Raw genomic sequence first — 11,601 nt, 5'->3', positions numbered from 1 at the left:
TTCATGAAGGGAGGACTGTTTCAACAATCAATTTTAATTATGATGCTTATGCTGATTTGTTATAGATATTTAATGAGGCCTGCTTATTGAACTTTGAATTATTTAAATAAAAATGCTACCTTGATGAATAAAAATTATTATTATTTTTATTAGCTTAAAATGGATATAAGTTATGTACCACCTGAACAAATACTCCAATACTTTAATAATCGCTTATTTTGCCGCATTTGTAGCGATGCAAATTGAATCGCAAAGCAGCATTATTGAAGGGCTAGTTGGTTTACCTATTATCATATTCGTTGTGCTTTGGTCAGAGAGAATTACTAATTCTTTGAAAGATAGTCGCCTTCTTTTAGAACAAACATCTTTTAAACGAGACATATTTCTCGTCTCTTATAGTTGTTTAATAGCATTTATTATTGCTTTAATTTTCCAAGTGAATAATGTTGATGCCAAAGGGTGGTGGCCATTAGTTATTATTTTAGGGGGAGTATATGCCATAATAGGGGGCTTATTTTTTGCTGCTTTCGCCTTGCTATTAGTTAATAACCATTCCTTCTACACAAATATATTTGCAACCACATTTTTTTTAGGATATGTTGTAATAAGTTTGTTACCCATTTATTTTAATTTAACTTATTTCAGTCAAAATCAACTATTTATCTACTTTATCATTATCTTATTTACTGTCCATTTATTAATTTGCCTCGGGTACCAACTAAAAAAAATACTTAATCCCTAATCTCTTTCTTTTATTTAAAGGTATATAAGATATGAAAAAAATTTTTTTGTTCATGTTGGCTGCTATTTCTATTGCCAATCAAGTGGAGGCCAGGAAACCTCTTGCCTCAGGTGATGTATTAGGTCGTGACCTGTTAATTCCGGGTGCCGGATGGATTGGGCATGTTGGTTTAGGTACCGGAGATGATGTTGGATATCCTACTCAAATCATAATTGAAGTATTAAATGAAAGTCCCGTAGTCCAATTTAATTCTTTCCCAAACTTTACTTCTCGGTCACAATATTGGGGAAGTCGCTCTGGTGTAGGAGATTATTCTACTGGGACTTATAAAGCATTAGCAGAAGGTTATCACCAGAGTTGGTGGTGTCCTACCTATAGTTCCTCCACGGCTTATGTAATTGGTCAAGGAAATCTTCAAAATCGGCGTCCCACTAAATGCGGTATGTGGCGATGTGATACGTTTATAGCCTGGGATTTTTATAGTGCGGGTTTTTCGCAGATAATGGATAATAAAATAATGTTGCCCATTAAAGTCTTTTATACTTTTCCCTATGCTAATGGTGATGTATTGAGTCCTAGTAATTTCGAAAATATTACTAAACCACCTCATATTGATAGTAAAGATAAACAATTTAGCGATCTTTCTGCTGAAGAGTTAAATAATTTACCTTATGAGAGATTTGTGGAGCTCGCTGATATTCCTATGCAAGACGAAACGCCAACTCATATTGCAAAGGAATGGGAATTTGCAGCCAATACTCAAGTCAATGAAACCAAAAGAGGAATTTTTATAGATAGGCTTGCTGTTTCTAATGAACAAGATGTTATTCCCAGATTTTTAAAAATGTATCAGGAATCTAAAAGTCTTGAAATTCACTCGAAACTAATCCAAGGATTAATGATCTACTATCAAAATAACAGTCATTCCTTAGATAAAACTTATGATAACGAACTATTAAAAAGTTTTTATGCGAAGATGCTTTATCAAAATCTTGAGCGACGCGATGCAGATAAAATTATTCGGGGTTATATCGACTTCCATTCTGCTCAAGAGATTATTAATAGTAAAACTCAGATTGAACAGCAAATGGTTGAGATTGAGCCACGCCTTGTTTTAGGTTTAAAACTTGAACTTGCCTACAAATCATTAGAGCTGGAAAAAGTTTATATTCCTGATGTGATTAAAATGCTTAAAAAATATCAACGTTCTGATTTGGATGGGATGTTCTTTGGTATTACTCAATTATGGCATAAAAATTTAAAAGATAAGCATTCAATAGAAGCGATTCAATCTTATTTAGATTTTACGGAGAAAAAATACATGAGATCGATTGCAAATACAGAGGATTTATATTTTAGTGTTGCTAAAAGCTCTTTTACAGAATTAAAAAATTCCTTGTTAACCTCTTAAGTACCTTTGAGCCATTTGCTTAGCTAATTTCTCTATCGCTGCACGCCAAGGAAGGCGGAACGCCGAGGCGCGTAGTCCCTGGTAGCCTTAGGGCCGGATGTTTTTCCGCAGGAAAATATAAGGCATCCGAAAAGGCGTCAGCCATTGTGGTAGTGGTATTTTTGAGTCCCGTAGGGGACTTAAAAATGAACGGACGCAGGGGGCCAGGGCGCCGCAGGCATACCTGTCGCGTTGGCGAGTGAATTCTGGGGACTCGGATGTCCCAGAATTTATAACGAGGTAGCGACACGCTTGGTGATAAATTTTTGTTAAGCAGATGGTGTAATAATTTCATCTGTAAAGAGCCGATTAAGTTGTCATTCTGATTTGTTTTTTTTCCTCAGAAGAGTTTAGTGAAAGTGGAATTCTAATTTTATAAATCTCACCACCATTAACTAAAATAAATGCCTGCCCTTTAGGTAAAGATATAATATCATCTACTCCTACCATAGGCACTAAAGAGCTTTGAACCCGATCTTCATTCGTGGTGTTAAAATATACCCCATCATTTTCACCTGGCATATCATTAACCATCGAAACTTGAGTATGACCAACAACACCTACTTGAGGTAAGACTTTAACCAATAAATTAGCAGTTTCTTCATTTTTAACCCTTAGCATAATGAGTGTATTAAAATTACCTTCAGACATTTCTGCTTTAGCCTTAGAGCCAAGAGCAACTTCCATATCTTGAATAGTTTGAGCATATGCAGTTACTTGAAATCCAGCACCACCTGCTTTATTAAGAATTTTTACAAATGAATTCTGTATAATTTCTGATAACTCATCACAATGTAGGTTTAATGTATAACGAGCATTAGGTTCTTTGTAGATTTTACCGGCTGTGGAAACAAGATCGGATAAGAATGCTTTACCCACTGCCTGAGCAATATTGGGATTAGTGAGGCTATCCAATCCTATATAAAGCACTTTTTTATTTTTAATCACATCCATCAACTCTATATCTCCTGGCTGGTTCTTTGAAGAAAGAATTCTAGATGCATTACTTTTGTTAATTTCGGATAATACAGGACCAACACTTGCGGTAATTTTTTCGTAGTAGTGCTTATCCATAATGGCTGCATCGTAGAGATCGATTAAGATTTGATCGTGTAGAGCTTCAGCATTATTGTTTTTAATGGTTTTGTTGATGTGGTCTTTGACATATTGAATAACTGCTTGGTGACGTTCCATTGGGGATTTGGTTTTATTATTTTTACCAATTTTACTGTCGTGCTCTTCTGTAATGGTTTCAATTTCTTGATGATAGTTGCAGTAGTGATGTGGAAGAATGGCATCAGCATAGGTCATTAATAACTGATCCAAACGGCTAATGTAAAACGCTATAGATTGATAAGTAATGGCTTGGTTCATTTCCTCCAAACAAATGGCAACTATATTGACGTATTTCCATGCAAAGGCAGCAAACTGTTTTCCTTCACCTTCTGCAGATATAGCATCAGTGATGCGTGTTGCCACTTCACTTATTTGGTCATAATTTTTAAGCGGGTTATATCGTGCAGATTGGTCTGGAAAGCCTAAATGAACGATTTTGAAATCATCCGTTCTTCCTGATACTTCACATGCTGCCATCATATCTCGAACTAGTTCCTGGTCGCCTTTAGGATCAACAACAATGACAGCATCGCCATTTCTGATGTCTTGGTTAATCAGAATACTGGCCAATCTTGTTTTGCCAACTCTGGTGGTCCCTACAACAAATGTATGACCTACGCGAACATCTTGAGGAATGTACACAGGTTTATCTTCTTCACCAACACCATGTAAAAAAGAACTTCCTCCTACGGGTGGATCTGGTCTGAATGGGTTAATCCTTAAACGACTACTTAACCATTTGGCTAGTTTTCTATGTTCATGATTTTGGCAGAATCGCCTTACTGCTTGATAACAAGTTCCTCGCTTCAGGAATTTTTCATTTTTAACTTGTTTAATTTGATGAAGCTTTTGAGTGTGGCTTGGCCGCCACCTAAATCCTTTACCTAGAAATAACCAGTTTTTGGATAAAGGAATTTCTGATGTAGATAAGGCATAAGTTGGCATCGTCAATAATCGGTGATGGTAACGTTTTACCCTTATTGCTTGCCATGCTCTATAGAGTCCAGGAATAGCTAAAGTAATACCTGCATAGGTACTCATGCTTTGAGTAAGCAAAAATAAATGAGGTTGACTGTAGGTAAGAAATGCCAGTGAAAAACAAGTAATCGCAGACCAGGCTTCAGTGGGTTCTCGTAATAAATTATTTATAGGGTAGTCTGTCATAGTGCTCTCCATAGCATCAGCGCATCAATAAACAAAAAGAGAGTCAGTAAATACCAGCGTATTTTAAGTGCAGTTTTAAGTTGCTCAGAATTTATTGGATTTTGTTTGTGTAAGCGTTGAGCTACCTTTGGCCATAAAAGTATGAGAGTTAAGTAAAAAAGTGCATGTAATACAATAAACCAAGGATGAAATACTGGTTGTTGTAAATGGTTAATGACTTTGGTATTAATGAATAAGGGTGCTAGAACAAGCAAGGCCATTATTGGTAATAGGATTTGAACTAATACTATAATGGTTGAACGGATGTAGTTTTTTATCATAGGGATGGCTCCAAATGAGAAAGGTATTTCGATGTTTGGTTGTAGTGCTTAATGCAATTGTTGGTGTTGTGGAAGATAAACCTAACAATCGTTACATGAGTGTTTCTGAAGCTCGAAGGAAATATGAAGCTGGCTTGATTAGTATGCGTGCATATAACGAAGCCTTTGAACGCAAGGATGTATTTTAAGCAAATCATAAGGCCCCCTTGGAAGCAATTTTTACTCCTGTTTTGGCTACATGCATTCCTGATTGAGTCATGCTTTCACTATTTCGATCAGAGCCATCGATTAAATCCATTAATCCTGCTCCTGCTTCTCCACCAAAATGACTAGAGAGTTTAAGCAACAATACAGGTGCAACAAAATAAAACATTACTGCCATATTTTTCATGGCGGCAACGGCATCATTTTCACCTAATGGGTCGAGGACTGAACGCTCAATAAAGCCAACTAAATGCCAGAGGTATTGCAGAAAAATCGCCATTATAAATAAGGCACTCAGAGCGCCTAATGCTCTTGGACTATAACAACTCAATGCTAGAACTAATGGTGTTAAGATAATTAAAAAGAACATGAAAAATGCTTGCATCACCGGTAGGGTTTGCATGATTGATTCACGTTTTAGTGGTGTTGTGGTCCATGATTTGATCCATTGACCGGAGTTAACCAGTGTATGAGTAATGGCTGATCCAATTTTTCCATTGTTGTTGTCCATTAGATTTTTTACAGAGTTCATTTGCATGTCTTTGCTCTCACTGAGCAGCATTTTGGCTATGAACTCTTCAGCAGTGATGTCTGCTTTCCATGCTTTTGGATGCTTGGCTTTGTATTGGCGTACTCGTTCAAGCATGGCGTAGTAGTTCAGATGCCGATTATAAAAACTTGCTTTGTTGGATACTTCGACTAGATCACCTCGTATTTTATTCCACCATTGCTGACAGGTCGGATAACCTTCTTCGGGAAGTTGTTCTAGTGGTATATCTCCACGGTTGGCTGCTTTTTCAAGATTCGGATTGGGCGCTTGACTAAAGGTAAATCCTGGAACTGGTTTACGCGCATGGAGTTTGCTGTAATACATTTTTTGCAGAATCTTTGAACCCATCCAATTTAAATCGTCTTCACCACCATAGCGTTTTAGCATAGGCTCCAGTTCGCTTGGCTCATGTTTCTCACTGTTAAATTGAGTCTTGGCTTCAATAAAACATTGCTGGTGGAACTCCAAAGCCTGTTTTCGTATATCTTGAGGCAAATAGGTTGATACCAAGTCACCTTAAGCTGTATGTGAAACTGGACATGAAGTTTTGGATGATGGCAAAGCCAATAGGGATTTTTACTTGATTGGTTAGGAGATCAGCAAAAGCTTCATCATAGGTGGTGCCGCTGTCTCCTATCACAGCAGTAGTAGGGATTTTCATACCACATAAGGGTTTAAATTGAAGTGCTCTAGTTTCTAGTGGTACACAGGGATAGACAAACAGACTGCAAATCAGGAAAGTAATCGCCAGCTCATAAAGAAAATGATTCAAAGCATGTTCTACGGCAAAGAATGCTCCAGCTGGATTAAGTACATTTTTAAGAAATCGATAACCTATAGCTAAAAAACCAAGGTACAAAAGTCCTGTTTGCCATAAAGCATTAAAGAGCACTTCATATTGTTGCCACCCAAGATAGGTGGTATAGAGCGATAAAGGATTAAAGACAATCATAATGAAGCTCTTTTATTTTTCTTGAACATAAATGGCCCCATTTTTCACTGCAGGCTGCTCATGATCTTGACCAGGGATGTTTTTGTTTTGATCCTGATGGCGAATCGCCATAATTGTTCCTAGTGTGTCAGTCATCATTTTTTTACGAACATCATTTTCAAAAGACAGGGAATGAATGTCATCGTCCAGTTTTTTCAAAGCAAAAAGCACCATTTTCATGGCAGGTTTTAAGTTTTGGACTTCCTGAACTTGTAATCCAGCTTGTAAAATTTGCCGTATCATTAAGGCATTATCCAGCATATTTTGTACGGCAATTTCCTCGGCTAGTTTGGAGACAGTCAGTAATTGTTCTTCTCTTGGGAGATGTTGGATTGTGATGATGATTTCATCGGTAATCAGGAGATTTGAAGCACTAACCTTACGTAAATTGTCTTCAGTAAGAGTCCAGGTACCATTCACCAAATTCCATAGTGCTTTCGCAATATTCTGGCTGCAAGTATTGGCATTGGCACAACTTTGTAACAAAGAAGATAAGCCAATACCTGCTTTAGCATCATGATTTAGTTTGATTTCACTGCTACTGACTTGAATATCTCCTAATACTTTTACAGCCCAATTAGCGGCATCTGTGGGAGTAGGCCAACTTCGAGTCATTGGTGTTTTTGTATCCGGTTTATCAAGCGAATCCAGCGGTTTTCTTTCCAAGAGAATGTTATAACCCGCAATTACTACATCATTAATGACTTTAATAGGGCGTTGGTATTTGCCTCCGGCATTTCCTTTTTCATGGCCGATCCAGGGTAGGCCATAATCATCACGCTTTTGGGCTATACTTTTAGCTGTTTCGGTGACATCAACATTTTCTTTTTTAGCGCGTTTAGCAGCTTCTAACCAGCCTTGACTGTCTGATACGGATAAAATTCCTTCCATTGGTGATTGATGCTGTTCTAATGATTGTTTTACTTCCTGACAGTCTTTGACTTTAATATTGAATTCACTTTGAGCACTGGATGCAGCATTTTGTATGACATTATAAAGTGCTGGCATTGATTGTTGCAGTTTATAAAGTGGATATCCTGCAACCGAACCTTTTAGGTTATCGATAACACCTCCAGGGATATTAATGGCTGATTTTTTCAAATCTTGGAACGTATTGGTAATGGAAACCACGGGATTAAAACCGCTACAGGAAAATCCCATGCGGCCATCAATATCAGCACCAATACGAATGGTTTGATCTTTATTCACCGGAGGTATAAACAAATTGGAAGTACCTCCAAGTTCATAGTAGTAATCAGATTGGCTGGGCATAAAACCACTAGCATAGGTAAATGTGGGAATCAGTAAGGTTAAAATTAAAGATCTGTTCATAGAATTTCCTTATCGTTTTTTAGTTTTTCCCACTTTTGGGAAGGTTAAGAACTTCACAAGCTTGCCTTTGTTTTGGATACAGCCTCGATATTTTCGCCATAAGACAAAGACATAGTTTCCATTACCTGCTTTCTCATCTTTTGTGCCGAAATCATTAGTATCACCAGGATGTATGGTGCGGTTTAGCGGATAAACTTCCTGCCAAATGACTTTAGTATTTTTAGGATCATAGATGACATTAGCGACAGCACAGTTTTTGCCACATGAATTACGGGTTGATTTGGTCACATGCAAAGAGTTTTTGTTGGTGACAATATCAGCAGCATGCATGGCTGCAACAACTGAAGCCCTAAAATTGTATGGTTGAGTGACACGCATTAGCCTTGGAATTTCTGAGCCCCAATGTTGTGTGACTGTGCCAATTTCATGGTTGATAAGCAGATGAGGATGAGTAGCCATATATAAAATTTCTGCTGCTTCAGTTCGATCCATTACAGCATCGGCTTCTGCAAGATAATAAGGCATACCAAATCCCGTCTCAGCTTTATGGGAAAGATAGGGTAAACGGTAAAATCCGGCAGGACTGCCTATAACATCAACAATTCGTGTTCGTTCATCATTGATATGCATATCAGTAGTTTGTCCAGTGTCATTACCAAATCCCAGTTCAAATCCAGTTGCTGCTTTATAAACCTTTTGATATAAAGCTCTGCTGGCTGAGTTTTCATAAAGTGCTCTGACTTCTATCCAGGGATTTTCATCTGGCTTATTGCTTACCGTGATCACTAAGTCAGGTAAGAATTGCTCAACAGCAGGAGTTACTACTAATTTTGGTGGCAAATATCCCACTGACCAGGTGCAAGAGCCAATCACTTTATAGTGGCTGTTGCGAAATATTTTTTGTAATACACGAGCGCTAATGGTGAATGTATTCACTGGACTGGGTGGGCTAGTGCTTTCTTTGGCATATAAGGTATTAATCATAAAAGTAAGCCCGATTATTAGAATCTGCTTTGGGCTGTTCCAATTTTTGAGCCATGATTTCAGCGGCAGCAAGGACATCATGTTCTTTCTCCAACTCATTACGCGCGGCTTTTTCATTTTTTTCTGTCATTAACAAAGCCAGTAGGTAGCGTGGTGGGATGACGCGAAACAATCCTTGATAACGAGAACCTAGCAGGACTGCTTCTGAGTACAACCCTTTTTGGGAGTCAATATCTCGAATAAGCGCTTCTTGTTGTGGGGTAAGGGTTTTAAATTTTTTAATGTTGGTGAGCTCATTTTCATCCAAACCTAACGCAATCCAGGTTTCAATCAGTGATAGGATCTTGGTTGCTTTAGCAGAACTCATGTCCGCAATATTTTGGGTTAAAGGAATCAACCAAAGCCCCAATTTACGTGCCACTTTGGCAATTAGGGTGGCATAGGACACAATGACATCGATCTCGAATTGCAAATGAGCTTCGTCAATAATGAGAAACATAGGTCGAGTTTCATTTTGGGTGCGTTCTGCCATAGCCAGAATTCTTGGCAACAGTGAGACCATGACTAAAGCTAATTTACCTCTATCATCTTTTATTGCTGAAATATCAATATGGAAAATATCGAAGTCATCTAATGGTTCAGTAGGCACATTAAAAAAACGTGATTTGGCTGTATTAATGACATAACTTCTCAATCGGTCAGCCATATCGTGCAGTCGTTCTTTTTTACGAAGGATTGTCTCTGAAGCAATGCGTCGCTCAAAAGCAGCCAACACATGCTCAGTAAGCATTTGTGAAATATTTTTTTGCGCTGAGTCATAAATGGCATCACTTAAAATTTCTATGAGCAGTGTTTCATCTGCCAGTGTAAATTGTTCTTCTTCACGAACATTGGCTTCAGTAATCATGGTTCTCAAAGCTAGGGCTAATTCAGCCAGATAGGAACGTGATTCATTTTTACAGTTCAACTCCTCTTCGGACGCAGGGAGAGATTGTTCTGCTTTAAGTTTTTGCAGTGCCATGGCAATGAAATCTGATTGTTCGCTGATTTCAGGCAAGGCTTTGTAAGCATCACAAAATGGATTAAGTGGTATAGCTTTGTCTTTCTGATTGGTTAAAAGTAATTGTTTTTCTTGAAGTCCATGTTTTTGACAGTGCGTTAACATGCGGTCAAAAGAGTTCCCCATTTCAAACAATACTACTCGGGCATTTTTCATAGCCAATAGAGATTGAATCATCCAACCAATTAGGACGGATTTACCTCCACCAGAGTTCGCGAAAATGGCACAATGTGAGTTTTGGCTGATAAAATCATGATGCAATAAATCAAAAAACACTGGTTCACCTAAGCGATTAAAAAAGGGAAAGCAGGGCAGGTGTCTAGCACCTTGATTCCGGCCATAGACGGGAAGTAAGGCTGCTAATTCAGTGGCGTACATTAAGCGATCAAAGCATAGGTATTTACGAGCATAATGGGGATTAAAGTTAAAGGGTAGGGCATTAAGCCAAGAGTTCAGAGGATGAATATCATAGTCTGAATGAATCAACGGCATTTTCGCTTCATTGAAAATATTATGCAGTTGCTTTTCGATATTTTGGGTATCTGAATCGCTTTTTGCATGGTAAAAAACGGCTTGATTGACCCAGAATAACCTATTGCCCGTACTCAATTCATTACGAGCCGTCTTGATATCATTTCGTACTTGCTCGGGCTTTAGGCTGGTTCCGACTATCCCTTTTTCAAGCTGGGAGAGATGTGCATCTAAATTAGCATCATGGCTAAACACTACTTGAATGGTATAGATACTTCCTTCAGGCAAGGTATCTAAAAGTGCATAGCGGTGTTTGGGGTTTGCTTGTTGTCTTTCACGAGAGACTAATCCAATGATAGGAGCTTCCTTTAAGCCATCAACGTATAAAATACGTTGTTTCGTTCCATCAAAGATAAATCCATCTGCATCACTTTCTGGTGGTGAAAATAGGACGTTTTGGGCCAGATTAAAACCAGCAGGTAGGGGATTGGGATAAGGATATTGCTTTAAAATCTGATCCGCTGATTGTGGGTTAAACCAGCGAACCCACCATTGATAATAATCCTGGCCTTTAAGGCGTTTGATTTCTAAGCCAGGCGATCGTAATTTACATTCAATCAGACTGATGACCTCTTGGTGTTCCTGTAGGGCTTGTTCTCGAGTAATTATGGTTTGGTGTAATTGCCGGTAAAACAGGACACGAATACGCCGTCTGCGACCACGGTAGGGTGATCCGGTTTTAGGATCGAGAAACAATCCTTCTGGTTTAGTCATTTTGGTATAGAGATCATGTAATCTTTTTAGGTAGTCTTGGGTTAATGGGCTGTTTTTAAGAGCCGCTGGAATATGGGCTTTGATATGGTCCATAACAGGATCGAGGCAATATTCATCTTGGACAAACATCTGTAATACCCAAGGATCAGTAGTATGTAAAGGGACCACAGATGCAAAGGTATCTCGAATTTTGTTAAATACTGCTTGCAGATATTCGGGCGCAGCTGCTTCTGCTGGGATATCTCCTAACTCGAAACCAGAACCTAAGCTTTTGCCATCAGCAAATAAAAACACTTGTTCTTGCTCATTAAAATCGACAATCGCAAACCGGTCTGGAAAAGAAGGTAGCGGATTGGTATACCCATTTTTAATGTCTTTTTCTTTCATGGCCTGGAGATTTTTTCCCCCAAGCAACCAGTTGGCTAATAATTTCATGTAGCCTC

General features: G+C 38.4%; 8 protein-coding genes and 1 pseudogene. 3 read left to right on the top strand and 6 right to left on the bottom strand.

All coding sequences use genetic code 11. The features are described from left to right. Positions 1-172: 172 nt before the first annotated feature. Positions 173-742, top strand: coding sequence for a hypothetical protein (locus Lsan_RS22900; RefSeq protein ID WP_237762066.1), 570 nt, complete (start codon positions 173-175; stop codon positions 740-742). Between the two features lie 31 nt (positions 743-773). Then, on the top strand, positions 774-2,153 hold the full coding sequence (locus Lsan_RS06990; RefSeq protein ID WP_058513791.1) for a hypothetical protein: 1,380 nt from the start codon (positions 774-776) through the stop codon (positions 2,151-2,153). 348 nt (positions 2,154-2,501) lie between these two features. Here Lsan_RS06990 and traD read toward each other — a convergent pair whose 3' ends face one another. After that, positions 2,502-4,472, bottom strand: a complete 1,971-nt coding sequence (traD, locus tag Lsan_RS06985; RefSeq protein ID WP_058513790.1) for a type IV conjugative transfer system coupling protein TraD — start codon at positions 4,470-4,472, stop codon at positions 2,502-2,504. Further along, complete coding sequence (locus Lsan_RS06980; RefSeq protein WP_058513789.1) at positions 4,469-4,792, bottom strand: hypothetical protein; 324 nt, start codon at positions 4,790-4,792, stop codon at positions 4,469-4,471. The genes traD and Lsan_RS06980 overlap by 4 nt, the downstream gene beginning before the upstream one ends. Positions 4,793-4,806: 14 nt before the next feature. On the opposite strand from Lsan_RS06980, the gene Lsan_RS22470 reads away from it, so the two are divergent. Continuing rightward, positions 4,807-4,980, top strand: coding sequence for a hypothetical protein (locus tag Lsan_RS22470; protein WP_165482594.1), 174 nt, complete (start codon positions 4,807-4,809; stop codon positions 4,978-4,980). 5 nt (positions 4,981-4,985) lie between these two features. On the opposite strand, the pseudogene Lsan_RS06975 reads toward Lsan_RS22470, so the two are convergent. From Lsan_RS06975 to Lsan_RS06960, 4 genes and pseudogenes are all read right to left on the bottom strand, one after another. Then, a pseudogene (locus tag Lsan_RS06975) lies at positions 4,986-6,498 on the bottom strand (conjugal transfer protein TraG N-terminal domain-containing protein). 12 nt (positions 6,499-6,510) lie between these two features. Continuing rightward, positions 6,511-7,869: an integrating conjugative element protein gene (locus Lsan_RS06970; RefSeq protein WP_058513788.1), complete on the bottom strand. Its 1,359-nt coding sequence runs from the start codon at positions 7,867-7,869 to the stop codon at positions 6,511-6,513. A gap of 9 nt (positions 7,870-7,878) precedes the next feature. Next, the gene (locus Lsan_RS06965) at positions 7,879-8,853 is read right to left on the bottom strand and encodes a TIGR03756 family integrating conjugative element protein (protein ID WP_058513787.1); all 975 of its coding nucleotides are present in this window, start codon (positions 8,851-8,853) and stop codon (positions 7,879-7,881) included. Beyond that, positions 8,846-11,593 carry a conjugative transfer ATPase gene (locus tag Lsan_RS06960; protein ID WP_058513786.1) on the bottom strand — a complete coding sequence of 916 codons (2,748 nt, stop codon included), beginning with the start codon at positions 11,591-11,593 and terminating at the stop codon, positions 8,846-8,848. Before Lsan_RS06960 ends, Lsan_RS06965 begins: the two co-directional genes overlap by 8 nt. Between the last annotated feature and the right edge of the window lie 8 nt (positions 11,594-11,601).

The sequence above is a fragment of the Legionella santicrucis genome, assembly GCF_001468135.1.
In the GTDB taxonomy this organism is placed as follows: domain Bacteria; phylum Pseudomonadota; class Gammaproteobacteria; order Legionellales; family Legionellaceae; genus Legionella; species Legionella santicrucis.
The sequence above is the reverse complement of the archived record's forward strand: the minus strand, read 5'-3'. Positions and strand labels throughout refer to the sequence as shown.